General features: G+C 54.8%; 22 protein-coding genes and 2 pseudogenes. 10 read left to right on the top strand and 14 right to left on the bottom strand.

Going from position 1 to position 25,339, the window contains the following annotated elements; translation table 11 throughout:
• Positions 1-117: 117 nt before the first annotated feature.
• From ACPUC7_RS18350 to ACPUC7_RS18315, 8 genes are all read right to left on the bottom strand, one after another.
• Positions 118-936, bottom strand: coding sequence for a phosphodiesterase (locus ACPUC7_RS18350; RefSeq protein ID WP_494923982.1), 819 nt, complete (start codon positions 934-936; stop codon positions 118-120).
• Between the two features lie 115 nt (positions 937-1,051).
• Positions 1,052-2,035 carry an ABC transporter ATP-binding protein gene (locus ACPUC7_RS18345; protein WP_494923974.1) on the bottom strand — a complete coding sequence of 328 codons (984 nt, stop codon included), beginning with the start codon at positions 2,033-2,035 and terminating at the stop codon, positions 1,052-1,054.
• The gene (locus tag ACPUC7_RS18340) at positions 2,032-2,844 is read right to left on the bottom strand and encodes an ABC transporter permease (RefSeq protein ID WP_494923973.1); all 813 of its coding nucleotides are present in this window, start codon (positions 2,842-2,844) and stop codon (positions 2,032-2,034) included. The genes ACPUC7_RS18345 and ACPUC7_RS18340 overlap by 4 nt, the downstream gene beginning before the upstream one ends.
• Entirely contained in the window at positions 2,841-3,698 is an 858-nt protein-coding gene (locus ACPUC7_RS18335) for an ABC transporter permease (RefSeq protein WP_494923972.1), read from the bottom strand. Before ACPUC7_RS18335 ends, ACPUC7_RS18340 begins: the two co-directional genes overlap by 4 nt.
• Positions 3,698-4,720 (bottom strand): ABC transporter substrate-binding protein, encoded by a 1,023-nt coding sequence (locus tag ACPUC7_RS18330; protein WP_494923971.1) that lies wholly within the window; start codon positions 4,718-4,720, stop codon positions 3,698-3,700. Before ACPUC7_RS18330 ends, ACPUC7_RS18335 begins: the two co-directional genes overlap by 1 nt.
• Positions 4,717-5,733, bottom strand: a complete 1,017-nt coding sequence (locus ACPUC7_RS18325; protein ID WP_494923970.1) for a LacI family DNA-binding transcriptional regulator — start codon at positions 5,731-5,733, stop codon at positions 4,717-4,719. The genes ACPUC7_RS18330 and ACPUC7_RS18325 overlap by 4 nt, the downstream gene beginning before the upstream one ends.
• A gap of 125 nt (positions 5,734-5,858) precedes the next feature.
• Positions 5,859-6,467 (bottom strand): DsrE family protein, encoded by a 609-nt coding sequence (locus ACPUC7_RS18320; RefSeq protein ID WP_343552456.1) that lies wholly within the window; start codon positions 6,465-6,467, stop codon positions 5,859-5,861.
• A 23-nt stretch (positions 6,468-6,490) separates the two neighbouring features.
• Entirely contained in the window at positions 6,491-7,096 is a 606-nt protein-coding gene (locus ACPUC7_RS18315) for a DsrE family protein (RefSeq protein WP_343552455.1), read from the bottom strand.
• Between the two features lie 637 nt (positions 7,097-7,733).
• Between ACPUC7_RS18315 and bepA the strand changes: the two genes are divergently transcribed.
• Positions 7,734-9,197, top strand: a complete 1,464-nt coding sequence (bepA, locus tag ACPUC7_RS18310; protein WP_494923969.1) for a beta-barrel assembly-enhancing protease — start codon at positions 7,734-7,736, stop codon at positions 9,195-9,197.
• A gap of 110 nt (positions 9,198-9,307) precedes the next feature.
• Positions 9,308-9,655 (top strand): arsenate reductase (glutaredoxin), encoded by a 348-nt coding sequence (gene arsC / locus ACPUC7_RS18305; RefSeq protein WP_494923968.1) that lies wholly within the window; start codon positions 9,308-9,310, stop codon positions 9,653-9,655.
• On the opposite strand, the gene hda is transcribed toward arsC, so the two are convergent.
• The 3 genes from hda to upp all read right to left on the bottom strand — a co-directional run bounded on the left by hda (position 9,652) and on the right by upp (position 12,429).
• Positions 9,652-10,353, bottom strand: a complete 702-nt coding sequence (gene hda, locus ACPUC7_RS18300; RefSeq protein WP_343552513.1) for a DnaA inactivator Hda — start codon at positions 10,351-10,353, stop codon at positions 9,652-9,654. The genes arsC and hda overlap by 4 nt on opposite strands.
• A 93-nt stretch (positions 10,354-10,446) precedes the next feature.
• The gene (gene uraA / locus ACPUC7_RS18295) at positions 10,447-11,730 is read right to left on the bottom strand and encodes a uracil permease (protein WP_343552453.1); all 1,284 of its coding nucleotides are present in this window, start codon (positions 11,728-11,730) and stop codon (positions 10,447-10,449) included.
• Between the two features lie 72 nt (positions 11,731-11,802).
• Positions 11,803-12,429 carry a uracil phosphoribosyltransferase gene (gene upp / locus ACPUC7_RS18290; RefSeq protein ID WP_008108331.1) on the bottom strand — a complete coding sequence of 209 codons (627 nt, stop codon included), beginning with the start codon at positions 12,427-12,429 and terminating at the stop codon, positions 11,803-11,805.
• Positions 12,430-12,668: 239 nt separating this feature from the next.
• Here upp and purM point away from each other — a divergent pair, with 239 nt between their 5' ends.
• From purM to purN (ACPUC7_RS18275), 3 genes and pseudogenes are all read left to right on the top strand, one after another.
• On the top strand, positions 12,669-13,709 hold the full coding sequence (purM, locus tag ACPUC7_RS18285; RefSeq protein WP_008108330.1) for a phosphoribosylformylglycinamidine cyclo-ligase: 1,041 nt from the start codon (positions 12,669-12,671) through the stop codon (positions 13,707-13,709).
• Positions 13,706-14,269: pseudogene (gene purN, locus ACPUC7_RS18280) on the top strand (phosphoribosylglycinamide formyltransferase); the annotation flags it as partial. The gene purM and the pseudogene purN (ACPUC7_RS18280), both read left to right, overlap by 4 nt.
• A gap of 120 nt (positions 14,270-14,389) precedes the next feature.
• A pseudogene (gene purN, locus ACPUC7_RS18275) lies at positions 14,390-14,467 on the top strand (phosphoribosylglycinamide formyltransferase); the annotation flags it as partial.
• A 102-nt stretch (positions 14,468-14,569) separates the two neighbouring features.
• Here the strand turns inward: purN (ACPUC7_RS18275) and pstB are convergent.
• Genes pstB through ACPUC7_RS18260 form a run of 3 tightly spaced genes read right to left on the bottom strand, consistent with a single transcriptional unit; the run spans position 14,570 to position 19,038 of the window.
• Complete coding sequence (pstB, locus tag ACPUC7_RS18270) at positions 14,570-15,337, bottom strand: phosphate ABC transporter ATP-binding protein PstB (protein ID WP_494923967.1); 768 nt, start codon at positions 15,335-15,337, stop codon at positions 14,570-14,572.
• A gap of 12 nt (positions 15,338-15,349) precedes the next feature.
• Entirely contained in the window at positions 15,350-16,948 is a 1,599-nt protein-coding gene (gene pstA, locus ACPUC7_RS18265; RefSeq protein ID WP_494923966.1) for a phosphate ABC transporter permease PstA, read from the bottom strand.
• A complete protein-coding gene (locus tag ACPUC7_RS18260; protein ID WP_494923965.1) occupies positions 16,945-19,038 on the bottom strand; it encodes an ABC transporter permease subunit in 2,094 nt (697 codons plus the stop codon). The genes pstA and ACPUC7_RS18260 overlap by 4 nt, the downstream gene beginning before the upstream one ends.
• 182 nt (positions 19,039-19,220) lie before the next feature.
• On the opposite strand from ACPUC7_RS18260, the gene ppk1 reads away from it, so the two are divergent.
• The 5 genes from ppk1 to mgtE all read left to right on the top strand — a co-directional run bounded on the left by ppk1 (position 19,221) and on the right by mgtE (position 25,332).
• Entirely contained in the window at positions 19,221-21,281 is a 2,061-nt protein-coding gene (ppk1, locus tag ACPUC7_RS18255) for a polyphosphate kinase 1 (RefSeq protein ID WP_343552448.1), read from the top strand.
• 5 nt (positions 21,282-21,286) lie between these two features.
• Positions 21,287-22,810 carry an exopolyphosphatase gene (gene ppx, locus ACPUC7_RS18250; protein WP_343552447.1) on the top strand — a complete coding sequence of 508 codons (1,524 nt, stop codon included), beginning with the start codon at positions 21,287-21,289 and terminating at the stop codon, positions 22,808-22,810.
• Between the two features lie 27 nt (positions 22,811-22,837).
• Positions 22,838-23,440 carry a tellurite resistance methyltransferase TehB gene (gene tehB / locus ACPUC7_RS18245; protein WP_494923964.1) on the top strand — a complete coding sequence of 201 codons (603 nt, stop codon included), beginning with the start codon at positions 22,838-22,840 and terminating at the stop codon, positions 23,438-23,440.
• 152 nt (positions 23,441-23,592) lie between these two features.
• Positions 23,593-23,778 (top strand): YfgG family protein, encoded by a 186-nt coding sequence (locus ACPUC7_RS18240; RefSeq protein ID WP_343552445.1) that lies wholly within the window; start codon positions 23,593-23,595, stop codon positions 23,776-23,778.
• 120 nt (positions 23,779-23,898) lie between these two features.
• Positions 23,899-25,332: a magnesium transporter gene (gene mgtE, locus ACPUC7_RS18235; RefSeq protein ID WP_494923963.1), complete on the top strand. Its 1,434-nt coding sequence runs from the start codon at positions 23,899-23,901 to the stop codon at positions 25,330-25,332.
• Positions 25,333-25,339: the final 7 nt, after the last annotated feature.

The raw sequence follows: 25,339 nt of genomic DNA, 5'->3' as shown, positions 1-25,339 counted from the left end.
TCTTGTTATTGTTGGATTCACTTGCCCTGGTGAGGGAACGAGCAATTGTACACCCACAAGTCAAATTGAGCACGATGCATCCTGTCAGGCCACGACAATTCTTTTCAACCGCTGACGCTAATCGATCAATCCATTGGCATCGTAAAACGGCCACGGGCCGGGATAATCACCGATGGCGCACAAATGCGTCGTCATGCCTTGCTGTGGCTGCCAGCGATGCAGCAAAAAACCCGGTGGTTCCAGCACAAAGTTGGCGGGCGCATTTTCGGCCAGATCAAATGCCACCTGATGCGACACGCCTGGCGCGACGCACGCCAGCGTACCGGCAAAACGCGCCTGTACCGAACGATGCAAATGGCCACTGAGCACACGCTCGACCTGCGGATGTTTTTGGATAATCGCCGCCAACGCAGCGGGATTGCGCAGCGGTTGTTGGTCCATGTGTTCGATGCCGCAGATAAACGGCGGATGATGCAGCATCACCAATGTCGGCAGCAGTGGTTCGCGCGCCAACTGCTCATCCAACCATTGCAGCTGCGCTTCATCTACATAGCCCCACGGTTTCTGCGGCACGCTGGAATCCAGCGCCAGCAGTTGCAACCCATTAACCCGCATCTGCCAGTTCAGCGTCTCGCCGTGTTGCAGATAATGATGTTCTGGAAAAGCGTCGCGTAACGCCTGGCGATCGTCATGATTGCCCGGCATTAGCAGAAACGGGATGTGCAGACCAGCCAGCGCCTGTTTTAGCGTTTGATACTCTTCCGGCGTGCCGAAATCCACCAGATCACCCGTGATCACCACTTTATCCGGGCGAGGCTGCATCGCGTTTAAGGTGGCGATGACACGCAACAGCGCGGCTTGGGTATCGACTTTTTTATACGACAGGCGACCATGCGCCTTGATGTGTAAATCGCTTATTTGCGCGATCAGCGTCATTGCTTCAGACACAACAGAGTTCCTCGGAATAAATAGCGCTTTTTGGTCACCATAAATGGCGCCCCTACAACGACTCACTATTCTGTAGGGTCGCCATTCATGGTGACCTGGAAAATTACGAAAATTGCAGCGCGGCGTCTTGCGCCAGCGTCCAGCTCACCGGCTGTCCGGCATGCCAGGCTTCACGCGCGTGGCGATCGACCTGAATCGGCGTTGCTAAGCCAATGTCGATCATCAACCGCTGTGACGCGCCCAAAAAGGTGCTGGAGAGAATAAAGCCCTGGCGCGCATAACGATTATCTTCGGCCAGCAACACATCTTCCGGGCGGCAGAAACGTTGCGGATTGCCGCGCGCATCCACATCGACGCAGTTGATCGCGCCAACAAAATCAGCAACAAATTTCGATGCCGGATGTTGATAGATATTTTGCGGCGTATCGATCTGTACCAAGCGGCCCTGCTCCATCACCGCAATCCGATCGCCAAGCGCCATCGCCTCTTGCTGATCGTGGGTGACATACACCGCGGTAATTGCCAGCTTTTTCAGCAGTGAGCCGATTTCCAGACGCAGGCGATCGCGCAGTCGTGCATCCAACGCCGCCAGCGGCTCATCGAACAACAGCACTTTGGGCCGTGCGGCTAACGCTCGCGCCAGCGCCACACGCTGTTTCTGCCCGCCAGAGAGTTTGTCGATGCTGCGCTGCGACAGCGCAGTGAGATCCACCAGCTCCAGCATCTCCTGCACGCGCGCTTCACGTTCGGCACGCGCCACGCCCTGCACTTTCAGACCATACGCCACGTTCTCTGCCACATTGAGATTGGGGAACAGCGCGTAATTCTGGAACACCATGCCGACGTTACGTTTTTCAATTGGCAGCGCCGTCACGTTGCGATCGTCGAACCACACTTCACCGCCGACATCGCAACTTTCCAGCCCGCTGATAATGCGCAAGGTGGTGGTTTTGCCGCAGCCGGATGGCCCGAGCAGCACCAGCGTTTCACCGGCATGCACGGTGAGATCCAGCGGTTGCAGCGCCTGATGATGATTAAAATGACGCGAGCAACCGTGCAGCGTCACGGTAACGGCTGAAGGATTCATGCCGCCTCCTTGTTTGAGCGCGAAATCGCGCGGTTGAGCCAGTGATTCACGGCATTGAGCATCAGCAGCAGCGGCAGAATCATCAAAATAAATATCAGCGTGTAGGCGGAACCCACTTCCAGACGCATTGAGGCGTAGCTGTCAGCAAGGCCCACCGGCAGGGTTTTGGTCAGCGGCGTATGCAGCATCCAGGTGATATTGAATTCACCCACCGACAGCGTGATCACCATAAATGCACCGGCCAGAATGCCGTTGCGGCAGTTCGGTACCACCACGGTAAAGAAGCGCTGCCACATGCTGGCCCCCAAGCTGGCGGAGGCTTCTTCCAGACGCGGCATATCCACCGCCTGCATTACCGCCAAAACCGGGCGCATCATGAATGGCAAGGTAAACAGCACATGACCAATCAGGATGAACAGCCAGCTATCGCGCAGACCAGAGAATTGGCCGTACAGCAAAATGATGCCGAGCGCGGTGGCTAAACCGGGCAGCGCCACCGGCAACATCAAACACTCTTCAATGCGCGCCGCCCAACGTCCCGGCGCTTTCAGCAAGCCCCACGCGGCGGGCACGCCAATCGCCAGCGTGACTAGCAAGCAAAACAGCGCGATCAGCAGCGACAGCCAGAAGGTGTCGGCGTACATCTCCCACACCTGCTCAACCCACTTCAGCGTTAAGCCGCTGCGCAGGCCGATAAAATAGTTGTTGGTGACGCCCGCCAGCATCGACAGCAGCACCGGCACGATCATAAACAGTGCGGTGATCGCCGTGACCAACAGTTGCAGGCTAAACATACCGCGACGTTTCATGCCGCCTCCTTATGCGCCAAACGGCGCGCCAGCATCAGCGCCAGCCAGGCAAATCCGCCCATCACCACCGACAAGGCGGCGGCAGTAGCGAAGTTGGCGTAATTAGTGAACTCGCCGTAAATGGTTAGCGGCAATACCGCCAAATCGGTGCCGAGGGTAAATGCAGTACCAAACGCGCCCATGCTGGTGGCGAAACACAACGCGCCGGTTGATAGCAATGCCGGTTGCAGGCCGGGCACAATCACGTCCCAGGTAATGCGCCACTGGCTGGCACCAAGCGAACGCGCCGCCTCTTCCAGCGAACGATCGAGTTTTTCACTGGCCGCCACCAACGTGACGATGGCGCGCGGCAGCGAGAAATAGAGATAACCGATAAACAAACCCGCCAGCGAATAGGCCAGCGTCCAACGTTCATGCACCAAATTCATGCTGACTTGCGCCAGCAAGCCCTGACGACCGGCCAGCATCACCACTAAAAAACCCACCACTACGCCCGGAAACGCCAGCGGGAAAGTGAGCAGCGCCAGCAAGGTGCCGCGTCCGGTGAAACGTTGACGCGCCAGGAAACAGCCAACAATTGCGGCAATCACTAACGTCACCAGCGTTACCGCCAGCGACAACAACACGGTGTTCAGCAAGCTCACCAGATAATGTGGCTCGGTGATGACCGTCCAGTAACCGCTGTGCTGGGTGCTGCGATCGTCCTGCATACCGATTTGCAGCAGGCGAGCAAACGGCAACAACCAAAACGCGCAGAAGAACAGCAATGCGGGCAGCGTCAGCCATAACCAACGGCTGCCCGGCAAGGCGCGCATCTGGCGGCGCGAGGCCGCCAGCGTGTCAGACATCGACATTAACGAATCTCACTCAGGTATTTCGCCGAGAAGGCTTTCTGTGCATCGGCCATTTGCTGGTAATCAACGGTTTGTGCACGCGCATAATCGCTATCCGGCAGGAAGTATTTCTTGGCATCAGCCGACATCGCCGAGGTGCGAACCGGGCGCAGGAAGGCGTTGGCCCAAATTGCCTGACCTTTATCCGACAGCACATAATCGATGACTTTTTTGCCGTTGGCTTCGTGCGGTGCGTTCTTCACCAGGCTGATGACGTACGGCACCGTTACCGTGCCTTCTTGCGGAATAACGAAAGCCACGTTGGCGTGATCTTTATATTTGGCGCGATAGGCGTTGAAGTCGTAGTCGAGCAAGATTGGGATCTCGCCGGAAATCAGACGCGCATACGCGGTTTGTTTCGGCACGATCGGCTGGTTGGCCTGCAATTTTTTGAACCAGTTCAGCGCTGGCGTGAAGTCCTGCATGTTGCCGCCCTTCGCCTGGTTCACCGCCACCGCCGCGACGTAGCCAACAAAGGCGCTGGCCGGATCGAGGTAGCCGACCATGCCTTTATATTCTGGCTTCAGCAGGTCATCCCAGGATTTAGGCACTGGCGCGCCGCCCAGCGCATCAACGTTAACCATAAAGCCCATGGTGCCGGAGTGCAGCGCCACCCATTTGCCGTTCGGATCTTTCATTCCGGCTGGGATTTCGTCCCAATGTGCTGGCTTATAGCTGGTGATGACACCGGCGCTGTCCGCCTGGATACCAAAACTGACGCCATAATAAACCACATCTGCCACCGGATTACCCTGCTCCGCCACCATCTGCGCCAGGGCTTGACCGGAGTTTTTATTGTCTTGTGGCACTTGAATGCCGGTGTCTTTGGCAATGGCTTTAAGCTGCGTACCCCAATCTGCCCATTCGGGGGGACAGTTGTAGCAAATCGCCGTATCGGCAGCATGCGTAAAGGTACTGAACAGCGAACCGGCAGTCAGCGCGAGCGCACCGGTTAAAACTTTTATTTTTTTGTGCAGTTTCATGATGGTTCCCTGGTGTTGGTAAACAAAGAAATGGGTGCTGCGATGCTTTCGCCGATGCACAGCCGGTGCGCCAGTACGCGGGTGCCGCGGCTGGCTTGTTGTAACAGCATGTCGATAGCGCCCGCGCCGAGCATGTCAGCAGGCTGCGTGACGCTCGCCAGCGACGGCGCCATCTGCTCACCAATATCAATGCCATCAAAACCCATCACCGAAAGCTGCTGCGGCACGCGCACACCGGCGCGAGTGGCGGCACCAATCAGGCTGATGGCAAGCAAATCATTGGTGCAGATCACCGCGCTGAGCGGCACATCGCCTTGCAGCTGTGACTGCAACAGCGCGAAATCAGATTGGGTATGGCTGTGCATTTCAATGACCGGCAGCGCCTCAAGTCCGGCTTGCTGCATGGCGTCGCAATAGCCTTGATAGCGCAAACGCGCGCGATCCGATTGCAGCATCGGTCCGGCCACCATGCCGATGTGGCGGTGGCCGAGATTGAGCAGATGTTCAGTGGCTTCCTGCATCGCCTGGCGGTTATCGACGCAAATCGCCGGCCAGTGGGTTTCCTGCGGCACGTTATGCGTCAACACAAACGGCATATTGGCTTGATGCAAGGTTTGTAAAATCGCGCTGTTATCGGCGTCGGCAACTGTCAGCACCAAACCTGCCACACGCTGATTCAGCATATGTTCGACAATGGCCGCTTCACGTTCAGGTTGATAATCGCTGGTCGCCACCAGTAAACCGTAACCGGCCGAGCGCGCCTGGCGCTCCATCGCTTGCAGCTGGCGGGCGAAAATCGGATTCAGCAGCGACGGCAGCAACACGCCGAAGGTGGTCGAACTCTGCGTACGCAATTGACGAGCAATATGATTGGGGCGAAAGCCGAGTTGCTCCGACGCGGTTAGCACCTTTTGCAAGGTATCCGGTCGCAGCAAATGCGGATCAGAAAATGCGCGCGCCGCCGTGGCGCGTGATACGCCAGCTAACTTCGCAACACTGATTAAATCGGACATGTTCGCCTCGTAAAGTGCTAATGAGATCGATCTCATTGGCGCTTAAATTAACGGCGAACTGTGACAGCAACATCGCGGGGAAATGACAAACAGATGACAGCAGCGCGAACTGCTGTCCGGGGGAATTACAGCATCAGGAACGCATAACCTTCGTTTTGCAGCGAAGCCACGGTAGTACCGCTGGAGAGCGTGTGCGTTACGCGGGTATCAATCCAATCACGCTCCAATTGATGGAAGGCGACCGACTGATCGCAAATCGTCACTTTGACACCGGCTTTTTTCAGCTCATCAATCAACTTCAGGTTTGGGTTATCGCTGCCGTAGGCTTTGCGGAACTGTTCGTTGTTCAGCGCAGCAGGAACGGCATCACTGTTGATCGACACCACAAACTTCAGCTGATCGAGCGGAACGCCCGCCGCGTAATAAAGGTTAGTCACGCGCGCAACACGCTCCAGACCGAGGTTGGCCTGATGGATATCGCCTTCACTGCGGTTAATCTGGAAGACGATTTTGTTGCTCAAACCCGGCGTGTTGGCGGGGTTGTAATCCGGCACGCTAACGAAATGGATTTTGCCGTAACCGTCGATGGCTGGCGTGCTCCAGAAATCGGCCGGTTCGGTTTTCTTATCAGCAAACTTGTCGCTGACTTTATCCACTAAGTCTGGAAGCTGTAACACATTGCCGCCGACAAAACCTGCCAGTGCGGCGATAACAATATAGGATGCTGGACGCATTTCACTTCTCCTGTGCCTGTGACTTACATCTGTAAGAGTGCATAACCCTGGTTTTCCAGCGTCGACACGGTGGTCGGGCTGGAGAGTGCGTGAATCACTGATTGGTCAATCCACTCTTTGGGGAAGTGATGGAACGCCACTGACTGATCGCACACCGAAACTTTGACGCCCAATTTGTTAAGCGCGCCAATCAGCGCCAGATTGGGATTGTCGGCTTTGTAGAACTGTTGAAAATGCGCGTTATCCAGCATTGCAGGCGTGGCATCGCCGGTCACCGACACCACAAAATGCAGGTCGTCGGCTGGCACGCCAGAAGCGATATACAGATTCACCACGCGCGCCACGCGTTCTAAGCCAAGATTTGGGCGCTTCATATCGCCTTCGCTTTTGGTGATTTGAAACACCACTTTGTTGCTCAGGCCCGCTACCGGTTTAAACGCGGCATCCGGCTCATAATGGATTTTGCCGTAGCCATCCACGGCGGGCGTGCTCCAGAAGCCGTCAGGATCGGTCGGTTCAGCAGAAAAATGGCTGACAACACGCTGATACAGGTCATCACCTTTGCTCACGGTAGCGCCAACAAAGCCACCCACAATCGCAATCAGGGCATAAGAGACAACAGAACGCATAAACACTCTCCGGTATACGCTGCCAATTCACAGTCCGTTTGAATAAAGTGCTTTATCTATACCACAGCGTGCGAGGTGCAAAAGTCCTGTAGTGACGGACTGTCCGGGCTTTTCCTTGCGGGAAAAATAATTGGATTGGCTAATTAAATAACAGCTTCGATTGATAGTTTGCGGGGAGTCTTAAATAGGTTGGATTTAATTTTTGATGGGTAATCTATTTGGCTTAAGAGATAAATTGCCTATGTTGTGACCAATAATTATTGCAGTTGCTGCTAAGGCGATATGACACACGATTAATATCATTGATGGATAAAGCGGGCCAAAGCCGCGCTATTCCTGCTACTTTTCAGAGTAAACTTGGAAAAGTTCATGCCAGCTTCAGTAATTTTGAGCAACTTTACGTAACTTTAACTTCAATATGGATTTATCGCCGATTTCTAAGCGGATGACTATTCAATTTTTTGCGGCAATTTTGGCTATTTTGTAACTGTTTCGTCATTTAATTGTCTGAGCGTGCAACCATTTGCTTGTTGCGTGTCTCTGGCTAAGATAGAGCCGCTGCATAAACGAATAAAAAGTGCAGAACATTTGAACCACTTACCTGTCCAATTTCGGGTGACATTTACAGGATCAAGGCATGTTTAACCGGTTGAAAAAATCAGTGCTGGCGGCCCTTATTCCTACGCTGCTGTTAACGCCCGCGCTGAGTGCGCGTGCGGATGTGACTGACAATCTGCCTGATATGGGCACCACAGCAGGTTCAACGCTGTCGATTAATCAGGAATTGCAGATGGGCGACTTCTACGTGCGCCAACTGCGCGCCAGCGCGCCGCTGATTAACGATCCGCTGTTGAATCAATATATTAACGAGCTGGGTCAGCGTTTAGTGGCGCATGCCAACTCGGTGCGTACGCCGTTCCACTTCTTCCTGATTCAAAATGACGAACTTAACGCTTTCGCCTTCTTCGGCGGCAACGTGGTGCTGCACTCTTCGCTGTTCCGTTATACCGATAATGAAAGCCAATTAGCCTCGGTGATGGCGCACGAAATTTCGCACGTCACTCAGCGCCATTTGGCGCGTGCGATGGAAGAGCAGAAACGTAATGCGCCGCTAACCTGGGTTGGCGCGTTGGGGTCAATTCTGCTGGCGATGGCCAGCCCGCAAGCGGGCATGGCCGCATTGACCGGTACGCTGGCGGGCGCGCAGCAAGGCATCATCAGTTTCACCCAAGGCAACGAACAGGAAGCCGATCGCATTGGCTTGCAAGTGTTGCAGCGCGCCGGATTCGATCCGCAAGCGATGCCCACTTTCCTGCAAAAGTTAGCCGATCAAAGTCGCTTCTCCTCTAAGCCGCCGGAAATTTTACTCACGCACCCATTGCCTGATAGTCGACTGGCCGATGCGCGTAACCGCGCCAACCAGATGCGTCCGGTGGTGGTGCAATCGTCGCAAGATTTCTACATGGCGAAAGTGCGCTCGCTCGGCATGTATGCCACCGGACGCAATCAGCTCACCGATGATTTGCTGAATGAATACACCAAAGGCAATGTGCGCGAGCAGCAAGCTGCGCAGTACGGCAAAGCGGTGCAATTACTGCAAGCCAAGAGTTTTGATAGCGCGAAAAAAGTCATTGCGCCGTTACTGGCAAAACAGCCGGATAATATTTGGTTCCTCGATATCATGACCGACATCGACATTGGGCTGAATCAGCCACAGCAGGCCATCAATTTGCTGAGCAGCGCCAAAGACAACAAAACCAATCCGGTGCTGCAACTGAACCTGGCGAACGCCTACGTTGAGGCGAAACAACCGGCCAATGCCAGCCGCATTCTCAATCGCTACACCTTTGCCCATCCTGATGACATCAATGCATGGGATTTGCTGGCGCAGGCTTCCGCAGCGCAGGGATTACGCGATGAAGAGCTCTCTGCGCGCGCCGAAGGTTTGGCCCTGAACGGACAGCTCGATCAGGCAATTACCACCTTGAGTAGCGCCAGCGCGCAGGTGCCGCTCGGCAGCCTGAAACAGGCGCGTTATGACGCGCGTATCGATCAGTTCCGCGAATTGCAGAAGCGCTTTAAGGTTTATCAGAAGGGATAATTTCCCGGTGCACATGAATGCGCACCCTGCAAAATCCACACCGGTCACGCGTAGGGTCGCCATTTATGGTGACCGCCTGTTCAAACACATTAAAAGGAACGCCCGCAGCCATGGTCAGCATTTATCACAATCCACGTTGCAGCAAGAGCCGCGAAACGCTGGCGCTGCTCCAGCAAAAAGGCATCGAACCTGACGTGGTGCTGTATCTCGATACGCCGCCAGACGTGCCGACGCTGAAAAAACTGCTTAATCAACTCGGCATGCACAGCGCGCGCGAATTGATGCGGCGTAAAGAAGATCTGTATAAAGAGTTGCACCTGGCGGAGGCGGATTTAAGCGAAGATCAGTTGCTGCAAGCGATGGTGGATCATCCGAAGCTGATCGAACGTCCAATTGTGGTGAATGGCGAGCAAGCACGCATTGGCCGCCCGCCGGAAGCGGTGCTGGAGATCGTTTAAAGCCCCAGCGCTTCTTTAACAAACGGAATGGTGAGTTTGCGTTGCGCGGTAATCGATGCGCGATCTAGACGATCTAGGGTATCAAACAGCGTACGCATTTCCCGATCGAGGCGTTTCAACAGGAAGCGCCCAACATCTTCCGGCAACTCAAATCCACGCAAGCCCGCACGCAGCTGCATCGCCTGCAATTTGTCGTCGTCGGATAACGGCTGCAAGCGGTAAATCTGCCCCCAATCAAGGCGTGATGCCAGATCCGGCAAACCTAAATTGAGCTGGCGCGGCGGTCGATCGCCGGTAATCAGCAAACGGGTTTTGCCAATTTCCAGAATGCGGTTGTAGAGATCGAAGATCGCCATTTCCCATTCAGGATCGCCCGCGATGCATTCAATATTATCGATGCACACCAGCGCCAGATTCTCCATGCCTTCCAGCACTTCCGGTACAAACCAGGTGCGTTTATCCAGCGGGACATAGCCAACGGCTTCACCGCGCGCCGACAATTCTGCGCACGCCGCGTGCAGCAAATGGCTGCGGCCGCCGCCTTCGCGTGACCAAAAATAGAGATAGCTGCCGTGTTGCTGTGAAAGTGCGCCTTGCAGCGCCGCCAGCAGAGACGGATTTTCCCCCGGCCAGAAACTGGCAAAGGTTTCATCATCGGGTAAATAGAGTGGCAATGAGAGCTGTGCCGGCGTGTTCAGAAGTACCTCAACGGATGAGCGGGCAGAAAACCGCGCAAGTTTATCACGATCTTTGCTGGAGATGAACCGGGCTTCCCTGCCCGGCTGAACGCGTTAAACGTCGCGTTTCTCTTGCGCATCCAGCACCACTTCTTCTGGACGCAATACGTTGATTAGACGGAAGATCAATGCCAGGCACACGCCAACAATGGTTGCCAGCGCCATGCCTTTCAATTCCGCCGCGCCGATGTGCACTTTCGCGCCGCTGACGCCAATGATCAGGATCACTGAGGTCAGGATCAGATTCTGCGCTTTGTTGTAATCCACTTTGGATTCAATCAACACACGGATACCCGAAGCACCGATTACGCCGTACAGCAGCAGCGACACACCGCCCATCACTGGCACCGGAATCGCCTGAATCGCCGCCGCCAGTTTGCCGACGCAAGAGAGCAGAATGGCAAAGATCGCTGCGCCGCCAATCACCCAGGTGCTGTATACGCGAGTAATCGCCATCACGCCGATGTTTTCGCCGTAAGTGGTGTTCGGCGTCGAACCGAAGAAACCGGAGATCATGGTCGATAAGCCGTTGGCAAACATCGAGCGATGCAGGCCAGGATCGCGAATCAAATCTTTCTTCACGATATTCGCCGTTACCACCAAGTGGCCGACGTGCTCCGCAATGACCACCAATGCCGCTGGCAGAATGGTCAGCATCGCCACCCATTCAAAGCGCGGAGTGTAGAAGGTTGGCAGCGCAAACCACGGCGCGTTTTCCACGGTGCTCCAGTCCACAATCCCCATCACGGAAGAGAGCGCGTAACCGACCAGCACGCCAATCAAAATCGGGATGATGGCGAGGAAGCCACGGAACAGTACCGAACCAAATACGGTAACCGCCAGCGTCACCATTGAGATGATCACGGTTTTGCTGTCAGGCGAAGTGCCATCAGCCGGCAACAGGCCCGCCATATTCGCCGCCACACCGGCCAGTTCCAGACCGATGACCGCCACAATTGCGCCCATCGCCGCTGGCGGGAACATTACGTCGAGCCAACCGGTGCCGGCTTTCTTGACGATCAACGCCACGATGCAGAACAGCAAACCACACAGAATAAAACCGCCCAGCGCCACTTCGTATCCCAGCGGCAGCAGCAGTAAAACCGGTGAAATAAAGGCAAAGCTCGAACCGAGATAAGCGGGGATTTTGCCTTTACAGATGAACAGATACAGCAACGTACCAACGCCGTTGAACAGCAACACCGTGGCCGGGTTGATGTGGAACAGAATCGGCACCAGCACCGTTGCGCCAAACATGGCGAACAGATGTTGCAGGCTGAGTGGAATGGTTTGCAATAACGGTGGGCGTTCGCTAACGCCTATCGCGCGACGAGTCATTATTTCTTTATCCCCTTGAGTCTTGATGTTTTTTTGCCAAAAAAAAGCCGACTCTCTGGCCGGCTGGTTTCTTTATTTGGTTCCGAAAATCTTATCCCCGGCATCGCCGAGTCCTGGAATGATGTAGCCCTTCTCGTTCAATCCCTGATCGATTGACGCGGTGTACAGCTCAACATCCGGATGCGCTTTCTCCAGCGCGGCGATGCCTTCTGGTGCGGCCACCAATACCAGCACTTTAATACTGGTGCAGCCGGCTTTCTTCAGCAGGTCGATAGTGGCGATCATTGAACCGCCGGTTGCCAGCATCGGATCAACCACCAGCGCCAGGCGCTCTTCGATGTTCGACACCAACTTCTGGAAATACGGCACTGGCTCCAGCGTCTCTTCATCACGGTACACGCCTACCACGCTGATACGCGCGCTCGGTACGTGCTCCAGCACGCCTTCCATCATGCCAAGACCGGCACGCAGGATAGGCACCACGGTGATTTTTTTACCTTTGATTTGATCGATTTCTACCGGACCGTTCCAGCCTTCGATCGTTACACGTTCGGTTTCCAGATCGGCGGTGGCTTCATAGGTCAGCAAGCTGCCCACTTCCGAGGCCAGCTCGCGGAAACGCTTGGTGCTGATATCATGCTCACGCATCAGGCCCAGTTTATGTTTGACCAGCGGGTGTTTGACTTCCACGATCTTCATGATTGTTCTCCCGGAATTGAGTTGAGCTAAAAAAAAATCGCGGGATTATACCGCCTTTTCGCCGCCGCGCCACATGTCATCGGTCAAAGGCCCGATGGATTATGCGTAGAATAAGGATTAGCGAAAATTCAGTGCCGTGCAAAGGCACCGTGAGATGGGACTCGCAAACGTTTGCCTGCGCTGTTAGAATTGCGGCGCTTAATTTTTGCCACCAACCGCAATCGCGTGGGGATTCCGCAGTGACCGACAAAACCTCTCTCAGCTACAAAGACGCCGGTGTTGATATCGATGCTGGTAACGATCTGGTTGACCGTATTAAAGGCGTAGTGAAAAAAACCCGCCGCCCGGAAGTGATGGGTGGACTGGGCGGCTTTGGCGCGCTGTGTGCGCTGCCGCAGAAATACCGCGAGCCTGTGCTGGTCTCCGGAACCGATGGCGTCGGCACCAAGCTGCGTCTGGCGATGGATCTCAAACGCCACGATAGTATCGGCATCGATTTAGTGGCGATGTGCGTGAACGACCTGATCGTACAAGGCGCTGAACCGCTGTTCTTCCTCGATTACTACGCGACCGGCAAACTGGATGTGGATACCGCATCGTCAGTGATCACCGGCATCGCCGAAGGTTGCTTGCAGTCGGGTTGTGCGCTGGTCGGCGGTGAAACCGCAGAGATGCCAGGCATGTACCACGGCGAAGATTACGACGTGGCCGGTTTCTGCGTTGGCGTGGTGGAAAAATCAGAAATCATTGATGGTTCGAAAGTGCAGGACGGCGACGTGCTGATCGCGCTGGGTTCCAGCGGCCCGCATTCGAACGGTTATTCTCTGGTGCGTAAGATTCTGGAAGTCAGCCAGACCGATCCTGCGACCAAACAGCTGGATGGCAAATCTCTGGCCGATCACCTGCTGGCGCCAACTCGCATCTATGTGAAAAACATCCTTAGCCTGATTGAACAGGTTGATGTGCATGCGATTTCACATCTGACCGGCGGCGGTTTCTGGGAAAACATCCCACGCGTGCTGCCAGACAACACCCAAGCGGTGCTGGAAGAGAGCAGCTGGCAGTGGCCTTCCGTGTTCAGCTGGTTGCAGCAAGCAGGCAACGTCAGTCGTCACGAAATGTACCGCACCTTTAACTGCGGCGTGGGCATGGTGATTGCGCTGAGCCCAGCAGAAGCCGATAAAGCGGTACAGTTGATGACTGATGCAGGCGAAAAAGCGTGGAAAATCGGTGTGATTAAAGCGTCTGATTCCGAAGAGCGAGTGGTCATCAATCCATGAAAAAACTGGTTGTACTGATCTCCGGCAACGGAAGCAATCTTCAGTCCATCCTCGACGCCTGCGCAAGCGGGCGTATCAACGGCAGCGTCGCTGCCGTTTTCAGTAATAAAGCCAGCGCTTATGGATTGACGCGGGCGCAAGAAGCCAATATCCCGCAACATGCGTTAGCTGCCAGTGATTTCGCTGATCGTGATGCTTTCGATCGTCAGTTGATGCAAGAGATCGATGCCTATGCGCCGGATTTGGTGGTGTTGGCCGGTTATATGCGCATTCTGAGCAGCGCGTTTGTCGCGCATTACCACGATCGTCTGGTGAATATCCATCCTTCGCTGCTGCCGAAATATCCGGGTTTGCATACCCATCGTCAGGCGCTGGAAAACGGCGACGAAGAGCATGGCACCTCAGTGCATTTTGTTACCGACGAACTGGATGGCGGACCGATCATTTTGCAGGCGCGCGTACCGGTATTTGCTGGCGACAGCGAAGACGAGATCAGCGCGCGCGTGCAGCATCAGGAACACGCGATTTATCCGCTGGTGATCAGTTGGTTTGTTGACGGGCGTTTGCAGATGCNGGCGCGCGTACCGGTATTTGCTGGCGACAGCGAAGACGAGATCAGCGCGCGCGTGCAGCATCAGGAACACGCGATTTATCCGCTGGTGATCAGTTGGTTTGTTGACGGGCGTTTGCAGATGCGCGATGGAAAAGCCTGGTTAGATGGGCAGCAACTGCCGTCTGAAGGTTACGCGCACGATTAATGCTATGCACATTCCGTAGCGGCGCGATTTATCGCGCATTTTTACCGCGATGAAAAGGTCAAAAGAGCGCGATAAATCGCGCCGCTAAGAATCGCAGATCCATCAACCAAATCGTCCAGTAATATAATCCTCCGTGCGCCGTGCTTTTGGCGAGGTGAAAATCCGATCGGTTTCATCAAACTCCACCAGCTGACCGTTATGCATAAACGCGGTGTAATCTGACACACGCGCCGCTTGCTGCATGTTATGCGTCACCAGCACCAGGGTGAAATGCTGCTTGAGCGTGGTCATCAACTCTTCAATCACCAGCGTTGAAATCGGATCGAGCGCCGATGTCGGTTCATCCAGTAACAACACTTCCGGTTCGATAGCAATGGCGCGCGCAATCACTAAACGCTGCTGCTGACCGGTGGAAAGCGTTAGCGCATTCTGCCCCAACTGATCTTTCACTTCGCTCCACAATGCCGCCGCACGCAACGCACGTTCGCAGGCTTCATTGAGCACGCGACGATCGCGCACGCCCTGCAAGCGCAAGCCATACACCACGTTTTCGTAGATCGATTTCGGGAACGGATTCGGTCGCTGGAAAACCATGCCAATGCGCCGACGCAGCGCCGGAAGATCCTGATTCGCCTGCATCACCGCATAGTGATCGAGCATGATTTCGCCTTCAATGCGGCAGCGATCAATCACATCATTCATACGATTAAAGCAGCGCAACAGCGTCGATTTGCCGCAACCGGACGGCCCAATCAACGCGGTGATGCGATTTTTCGGGATCTGCAAATCAATATTGTTTAGCGCCTGGCGTTCACCGTACCACAGCGATAGCTGATTCACGGTAAGCGCGATGTCGTAATCGGGCGTCATCAAAAAACCTTTTTAGTGCGTCATAAGCCGGTAACGCTCACGCAGCCGATGGCGCAGCGCCATCGCCAGCAAATTGAGCGACAGGATGATCGCCACCAGCAGCAAGGCAGTGGCGTAAACCAACGGGCGATCAGCATCGATGTTGGGGCTTTGGAAAGCCAAATCGTAGATCTGAAAACCGAGGTGCATAAATTTACGATCGAGATGCAGATACGGGAACACCGCATCAACCGGCAATTCCGGCACCATTTTTACCACGCCCACCAGCATCAGTGGCGCAGTTTCACCAGCAGCACGAGCTACCGCCAGAATCAATCCAGTCAGCATGGCTGGCACTGCCAGCGGCAACACCACGCGCCACAGCGTTTCCGCCTGCGTTGCGCCCAGCGCCAGCGATCCCTGCCGCAGATTATCGGGAATACGTGACAATCCTTCTTCGGTGGCGACGATCACCACCGGCAAGGTCAGCAACGCTAACGTCAGCGCCGCCCACAGTAAACCCGGCGTGCCAAAGGTGGGATTGGGCAAGGCGCTGGAGAAGAACAATTGGTCGATGGTGCCGCCAATCAGCCAGACAAAGAAACCCAGACCAAATACGCCATACACAATCGATGGCACACCCGCGAGGTTAACCACCGCGATGCGCACCAGCCGCGTGAGCGCATTGCGTCCGGCATATTCATGCAGCCACACCGCCGCGATCACGCCGAGCGGCATAACGATAATCGACATCAGCAGCACCATCAGCACGGTGCCAAAAATCGCCGGGAACGCCCCGCTTTCACCGCCGCCTGACGTCGGTGAATCGCTGACAAATTGCCAAATCTGACTAAAGAAGTGTTGGATTTTGTCGCCCACTGACATGGCATTCGGATACCAGGCATCGACAACCTGCGCCAGCGGAATGCTGTGATCAACGCCCTGCACATCGCGTAGCACCAAGGTGTCACGCTGACTTTCGCGTTGTAAGTGGGTAAGTTGCTGCGCCAACGCATTGAAGCGACGCTGCAATGCGCTGCGATTGGCGGCAAACTCGGATTGCACTTCGAGGCTGAATGTTCCTTTGCGCTGTTGCTCATCGGCCTTCTGTTGCAGATCTTCCAGCTGCGCATTGAGGCGCGCCATCTCAATACGGCGGATTTTGCTCGCCTGGCGCAGAAGCTCATGCACCTGCTGCAAGCGCTGATCGAGCAATGCATTGCGATCGCGCGCGGTCATCACTTCATTATCCTGGCGCAGTTCCACCAACCAGCCGTAGGCATTACCGCCATTGCGTCGCTGCAATACCAACGCATCCACCGGACGACGCGTTTTCGCCGCGTTCTGGCTGTACAGCACGCGGAAATCCGGCGCAGCAAAGTCACGGTTGCCGGTTTTCACCACGTAGCGCCAGTGTGCGCCCTGCTGTTGCCGTTGTAGCGTTTCACCCAGCACCATCACTGCGCTGCCTTCTGGCGGCTGGAATTGGTATTGATCGACCGGTTGCGGCCAGAAGGCGCGCACACCTTGCCATCCCAGTAAACCAATCAGCAAAGTAAATGCCAGCAAACACACCGCAACCGCACCGGCGGTGAGCCAGCGCCAGCGATCGTTTTGTTGCATCGCACTCATCCCTGGCCCTCATGCTGGCTGTAACGTTGGCGCAAGCGCTGGCGGATTAATTCGGCAATGGTGTTGATTACCAAGGTAAAGATCAGCAGCAGCAATGCGCTGAGGAACAGAATGCGGTAATGCGCGCTGCCCGCCGCCGCTTCCGGCATCTCGATGGCGATATTGGCCGACAGCGCACGCAAACCGGCAAACAAACCGCCTTCACTGACCGGCGTGTTGCCGGTCGCCATCAGCACGATCATGGTTTCACCGACCGCGCGGCCAAAACCAATCATCAAGGCAGCGAAAATACCCGCCGATGCGCCCGGCAGCACCACGCGCGTTAAGGTTTGCCACGGCGTGGCGCCTAATGCCAGCGAACCTTGTCCCAGCGCGCCCGGCACGCTGAACAACGCATCTTCCGATAAAGTAAAAATCAGTGGCACCAACGCGAATCCCATCGCCAGCGCCGCCACTAATAAATTGCGCTGTTCGTAATGCGCCAGGCGCGCGCCAATGTCCGGCCACAGCAAAGTTGGCAACCACAGCGTTAACAGTGTCACCACCAGCAAAACCGGCAGTAGCAGGATCACTTCAAAACCGGGACGTCGCCAACGCGCCGGAAGACGCGGGCTGAACACGCCGCACAGCAACAACGTGGCGGCAAGTACCGGCGGCAGCAGCAACACGCCAACCAGCGCGGTGCTGATATGCGGTGCCAGCCACACGCCCGCAATCAAACCAATCACCACACTGGGCAGCGCGCCCATCATTTCAATGCCAGGTTTCACCCAACGACGTAAGCCCGGCGACATAAACCACGCGGTGTACATGGCGGCAGCTAAGGCCAGCGGCGTAGCAAACAACAGCGCCAAGCTGGCCGCTTTGAGCGTGCCGAGCACCAATGGCATCAAACTAAACTTGGCTTGATAGCTGTCGCCCGCAGCGGTGGATTGCCACACCCAATCTTCATGCGGATAGTTTTCGTACCAGATTTTCTGCCACAGATTGCGCCAGGTGAAATCCGGCCACGGATTATCCAGCGCGAACTGTTGCCAAACACCTGCGCGCTCAACAATCAGCGCATCACCGCGCGGCGAGAAAGCCAGCGCCTGAATGCCTGCCGATAACTGACGGGTTAAAATCGGCCCCGGCTGCTTACTGGCGAACAGCTGCACCTTGCCTTTTGCATCCCAAGTGGCAAATACACGGCGCTGCGGCTCAGTGGTGATGCCGGAAACATCTTTACTGCCGCTAAAGGTGTGAATCTTTTGCAGTCGCGGCCCGTTGTCACCGGCGATGGCAAACCATTGCTGGATGCCATTGGCATTCTGCACCAACAACGAGCGACCGCCCGCCAACATATGCAGACTTTGCGCCGGTAAATCGAGGGTTTGCGTCTCGCGCAATTGCGCGCCTTGTGGCGTAATCTGCCAAACGCGCAGTAAGCGCCCGCTGCTGGTATAAAGTAAGGTTCCATCGGGTGACAGCAATAAATGATCGGCCTGCTGATGCGGCAGCAGAATCTGATTAACCTGCTGCTGATTTTGCAGCGTCAGCACGCTGATGCCCGCCGCCGTTTGTGCCGCAACCAGCCATTGCGTGTCATTTAGCGACGCCAGCGCCATAGCGGTCACCGCGCCTTGCGGCAAACGCAGTGGGCGATCGCCCAGCGGAAAACGCCATTCGCCGCTGCCGTGATGGATAACCGGTTGCATTAACAGCAGTTCGCCCTGCATATTGAGCAGCACGCTGCGGTTATCACTGCTGATTGTTGCCGCATCAGGTTGGCCGTTAAGCGCTAATGCCGGCGCGGCGGGTTGACCATCGAGTGGGATAAAACGCGCTTCATGGCGACTGATGCGCCAGCCAAGCTGGCCGTCGCTGCCCATCGACAGCATTGGGGCTTTGTCCCACAGTTGCTGCGTGGTGGTGGCGTGCATGCCGGGCGCGCTGAACAGCGGTAAAACCACCCAGATCAACCAGAAGAACAGCAGCAACATCAGCAGTAAAATTCCCACGCCACAGGCGGTGACCATGCGGCGCACGAACGTATCGGTGGCGCGTCGGCGACGATCGCTAAAGTGGACGGGAATACGGTTTATGCTCATGCAGGCCAGGTAAGAGGTGAAAATAAGTCGCTATGTTGCCCGTAGCTGATTGATAAGACAACCTTTGGCGTTGGACAAGCTTGCCATACTCTCGCCATAATGATGACGGACACTGAACGGTAACGCATTTTTGCGAATTTTCCGTCGGACGTTCCGTCCAGTAACAGCATCACGGAGTCAGAATGGGTCAGGATAAGCTGTACATCGAAAAAGAATTAAGCTGGTTAAGCTTCAATGAACGCGTGTTACAGGAAGCATCGGACAAAAGTAATCCGCTAATTGAGCGCATGCGCTTCCTGGGAATCTATTCCAACAACCTTGAAGAGTTCTACAAAGTTCGTTTTGCCGATTTAAAACGGCGCATTTTGATCAGTGAGGAGCAAGGGAAGCCGACTTCACTGCGTCATTTACTCAAGAAAATTCAACTGCGCGTGCAGAAATCCGATCAGGAATTTGATGCGCTGTATAACGATTTGCTGCTGGAAATGGCGCGAAATCAGATCTTCCTGATCAACGAACGCCAACTCTCCCCGAATCAGCAAGATTGGCTGCGCTATTACTTCAAACATCAATTACGCCAGCACGTTACGCCGATTCTGATCAATCACGACACCGATTTGATCGAGTTCCTCAAAGACGATTACACCTATTTGGCGGTGGAGATCATTCGCGGCGACGATATTCGTTATGCGCTGCTGGAGATCCCGTCCGACAAAGTGCCGCGCTTCATCAACTTGCCAGCGGAATCGCCGCGTCGTCGCAAGCCAATGATTCTGCTCGATAACATTCTGCGTTATTGCCTTGATGATATTTTTAAAGGCTTCTTCGATTACGACGCGCTGAATGCTTACTCGATGAAGATGACGCGTGATGCCGAATACGACTTAGTCACGGAAATGGAATCGAGCCTGCTGGAGCTGATGTCATCCAGCCTCAAACAGCGTCTGAACGCCGAACCGGTGCGCTTTGTTTATCAGCGCGATATGCCGGATGCAATGGTGGAAATGCTGCGTCATAAGCTGTCGATCGACAACTACGATTCGATTGTGCCGGGCGGACGCTATCATAACTTCAAAGACTTTATCGGCTTCCCGAACGTCGGTAAAAGCAATCTGGAAAACCGTCCGCTGCCGCAGATTCGCCACATTGGCTTTGACGGCTTCCGCAACGGTTTCGATGCCATCCGCAACCGCGATGTGCTGCTCTACTATCCGTATCACACCTTTGAGCATGTGCTGGAATTGCTGCGCCAGGCGTCGTTCGACCCGAACGTGCTGGCCATCAAGATCAACATTTACCGCGTGGCAAAAAACTCGCGCATCATGGATGCGATGATTCATGCCGCGTATAACGGCAAGAAAGTCACCGTGGTGGTGGAATTGCAGGCGCGCTTCGATGAAGAAGCCAACATTCGCTGGGCGAAACGCCTGACCGAAGCCGGCGTGCACGTGATTTTCTCCGCGCCAGGCCTGAAAATTCACGCCAAACTGTTCCTGATTTCCCGTCTTGAAGGCGAAGAAATCGTGCGCTATGCGCATATCGGCACCGGAAACTTCAACGAAAAAACCGCGCGCATTTATACTGACTATTCATTGCTGACCGCCGATGCGCGCATCACCAATGAAGTGCGACGCGTGTTCAACTTCATTGAAAATCCGTATCGTCCAGTGACCTTCGAGCATCTGCTGGTTTCGCCGCAGAACTCGCGTGATGTGCTGTACAAGCTGATTGATGCGGAGATCGCCAACCAGCAGCAAGGCAAGCCGTCCGGTATTACGCTGAAGATTAACAACCTCGTCGATAACGGCTTGGTTGATCGTTTGTATGCGGCGTCATCTGCGGGCGTGAAAATAAATCTGCTGGTGCGCGGCATGTGTTCTCTGATCCCTGATTTGCCGGGCATCAGTGAAAATATTCGCATCACCAGCATCGTTGACCGTTATCTTGAGCACGACCGCGTCTATATTTTTGAGAACGGCGGCGAGAAGAAGGTGTTCCTCTCTTCTGCGGACTGGATGACACGTAACATCGACCATCGAATTGAAGTTGCCGTGGCGATTCTCGATCCAGGCGTGAAGCAGCGCATTCTGGACATTATCGCCATTCTGTTGAGTGATACGGTGAAAGCCCGCATCGTCGATAAAGAGCTGAGTAACCGTTATGTTCCGCGCGGCAACCGTAAAAAAGTGCGTTCGCAGCTGGCCATTTACGACTACATCAAGAAACTGGAACAACCCGAATAACGCCTATGCCAATTTCTCATAAAAGTACGCCGAAACCTCAGGAGTTCGCGGCCATTGACCTCGGCTCCAACAGCTTCCACATGGTGATTGCCCGTGTGGTCGATGGTGCCATGCAAGTGCTGGGACGACTGAAGCAGCGCGTACATCTGGCCGATGGCCTCGATGCGCAGAATCGCTTGAGCGAAGAAGCGATGGAGCGCGGGCTGAATTGTCTGGCGTTGTTCGCTGAACGTTTGCAGGGCTTTAGCCCGACCAACGTGACGATTGTCGGCACGCACACGCTGCGTATTGCCTCGAACGCCGAAGAGTTTTTGCAGCGCGCGGCGGAAGTGATTCCCTATCCAATCGAAGTGATTTCGGGCAATGAAGAAGCGCGTCTGATCTTCATGGGCGTGGAGCACACCCAGCCAGAAAAAGGCCGCAAGCTGGTAATCGACATCGGCGGCGGTTCTACCGAGCTGGTGATTGGTGAAGACTTTGAGCCGCAACTGGTGGAAAGCCGCCGCATGGGCTGCGTCAGTTTCGCTAATTTGTTCTTCCCGAAAGGAGAGATCTCGCCGGAAAACTTCCGTCGCGCGCGCCTTTCGGCGGCGCAAAAACTGGAAACCATGGCGTGGCAATATCGTCTGCACGGCTGGCAATACGCGTTAGGCGCATCTGGTTCGATCAAAGCCGCCTGCGAAGTGCTGTTGGCGATGGGCGAGAAAGAGAAGCTGATTACCCCAGAAACGCTGGAATTGCTGGTCACCGAAGCGCTGAAACATAAATCGTTTAACGCGCTGAGCCTGCCGGGTTTGTCCGAAGAACGTAAAGCGGTGTTTGTTCCGGGATTAGCGATTTTGTGTGGTGTGTTTGATGCGCTCGCGATTCGCGAACTGCGCCTTTCCGATGGTGCGTTGCGCGAAGGCGTGTTGTACGAAATGGAAGGTCGTTTCCGCCATCAGGATATTCGCAGCCGTACCGCACAAAGTCTGGCCAATCATTATGCGATTGATAGTGATCAAGCACGTCGCGTACTGGAAACCACCGAACAGCTTTATCTGCAATGGGTGGATCAAAATCCAAAGCAAGCCAATCCACAGTTGTCCGCCTTGCTGAAATGGGCGGCCTTGCTGCATGAAGTCGGTTTGACCATCAACCACAGCGGCATGCAGCGCCATTCGTCCTACATCCTGCAAAACTCCAATATGCCGGGCTTTAATCAGGATCAACAGATGCTGTTGGCAACGTTGGTACGCTATCACCGAAAAGCGGTGAAGCAGGATGAGATGCCACGTTTCACCTTGTTTAAAAAGAAACAGTTTCTGCCGATGGTGTTCCTGCTGCGTCTTGGCACCTTGCTGAACAATCAGCGCCAGGCGACCACCAAACCTGATTCGCTCAAACTGAGCACCGATGACGGTCATTGGACGCTGACTTTCCCGGCTGGCTACCTGAGCCAGAATACGCTGGTTCAGCTGGATCTGGAGCGCGAGCAAGCTTACTGGAATGATGTCACCGGCTGGAAACTGATGCTGGAAGAGGAGTAAAACGGGCTGCTGGCCCGTTGTTTGGTTATGACAACACGCCCCGATAACTATTTCGCTGAAAAATACGGCCTGACGCCAACCCATTCCGAAGTGCTTGCCGCCCTGCCTCATCTTGAAGTGGGGAAAGCGCTGGATTTAGGTTGCGGTCAAGGCCGTAATAGCCTGTTCCTCAATCAGCACGGCTTTGACGTAACGGCTTGGGACAGCAATCCCGTGAGCCTTGAGCGTTTGAACAGCATCATTGCAGAAGAGCAGTTGCAGCATATCCGCACCGAATTGTGCGACCTCAATAGCGTACGCTTCAACGGTGACTACCAGTTTGTGCTGTCGACGGTGGTAATGATGTTCTTGCAACCGGAGACTATCCCGCAGCTGATTGCCGACATGCAAGCCAGCACGCGCAAGTACGGCTACAACCTGATTGTGGCGGCGATGAACACCGACGATTATCCCAACACGCAGAACTTCCCGTTCGCGTTTAAATCCGGTGAATTGAGCCATTACTACCGCAACTGGCATATCGTGAAGTACAACGAAGATGTCGGTGAACTGCATCGTCGTGATGAAAACGGTAACCGCATCAAGTACCGCTTCGCCACGCTGCTGGCGCAGAAAGCCAGTATCAAGTGAAAACGGCCGCCCTGTGCGGCCGTTTTATTGTCTGATATCGATCAATTGTTTTAGCGTTTTTTGCTCATTTTTCACACAGCAATTGATTTGATGATCTAACTATGCCTAAATACCGCTTCCGCCCAGTTGGGTAATGATAGGAACCACCCCGCGTGAACAGCGCTATATCTGCACGAAGACGTCCGAAAACCGGCACCATGACCCGCGTGGTGTTGCTGGTCAGTTTCTTAATCTTGTTTGGCCGCCTGCTTTTCATCATTCCTGGTGCTATCGAGCATCATCAGCAAAAGAATGCCACTCCTCAGCCAGTTTCACAGAGCAGCAGCGATTCGCGTTAAATAACGCGCGATTTCTCGTCGCTTACGCACATTACTCATTGAGATAATGCTGCTTTTTACGCCCTGTTACCCGCAACGCGCTACACTGTGTGCTGACTTTACAGACACAAGGAACGCGTTATGTCTGCTTCGCATGCACAAAAACTCGCTGAAACCCGTCATCACATCCTGACTTTACTGCTCAATGAGCATGATTTAGTCGATGTTCTGCTGGATAAATCGGTCGATCTCAACGCGGCTGAGTTGCGTGACATCACCGATTGGCGTCATCAGCTGGAGAATGAACTTCAGCAACTGCACGCCGCGGATTTGGCCGACATTCTTGAAGCCTTGCCGGAAGAGGAGCGTCAGGCGCTGTGGCGTTTGGTGCCGACTGAACAGCGCGGTCGCGTGCTGGTTGAGGCCTCGGAAACCGTTTGGGCCAGCCTGACGGAAGAAATGTCTGATCGCGATATTCTGCTAGCAATTGAGCCGCTGGATATCGACGATCAGGTATATCTGGCGCGCTATTTGCCGCGTGATTTAACCGGTCGTCTGCTCACCACGCTGGAACCGAATCTACGCGCACGTTTGCTTAGCGTGATTGAACTGGATCGCGATCGCGTTGGGCAAATCATGGATTTCAACATCCTGACGGTGCGCTCGGACGTTACCTTAGCTACGGTGCAGCGCTATCTGCGTAAAGGCAAAAAGATGCCGGATGGCACCGATAAAATCTTTATTACCGATGAGCAGAACCAGTTGGTTGGCGAGTTAACGTTGACCGATATCTTGCTTAACAAGCCGAAAACTCTGGTTGTCGATGTGATGAACTCGCATCCCACCACCTTCCAACTCAACGATAAAGCCGAAGACGCCGCCAGCGCCTTCGAACGTTATAACCTGATTTCCGCCGCTGTGACCGATGCGCAAGGCAAGCTGATTGGCCGTATCACCATTGAAGATGTGGTCGATTTGGTTAACGAAGAGAACGAAAGCAACATCCGTAAAATGGGCGGGATTAGCCAGGGCGAAGACGTATTTGCGCCGGTACGTAAAGCAGTTGGCAAGCGCTGGGCGTGGTTGGCGGTGAATCTGTGCACCGCGTTTGTCGCTTCGCGCGTGATCGGCCTGTTTGAAGCCACTATTTCCCAGTTGGTCGCGCTTGCCGCCTTGATGCCGATTGTGGCTGGCATCGGCGGGAACACCGGCAATCAAACCATCACCATGATTGTGCGCGCGCTGGCGCTGCATCAGGTCGAACCGGGAAATTTCTCGTTCCTGATCATGCGTGAACTCGGCGTAGCATTAATCAACGGCCTGTTCTGGGGCGGCATCATGGGCGGCGTCACCTGGCTAATGTACGACAACCTGCAATTGGGCGGCGTTATGATGCTGGCAATGGTGCTCAACCTGTTGCTAGCGGCGATGATGGGCGTGCTGATCCCGTTAATCATGACCAAAATGAAACGCGATCCGGCGGTCGGTTCCAGCGTGTTGATCACCGCCATCACCGACACTGGCGGATTCTTTATCTTCCTGGGTTTAGCGACAGTGTTTTTATTGCATCACTAGCGCACAA

The sequence above is a fragment of the Pantoea sp. CFCC18179 genome, from assembly GCF_059412405.1.
The sequence above is the reverse complement of the archived record's forward strand: the minus strand, read 5'-3'. Positions and strand labels throughout refer to the sequence as shown.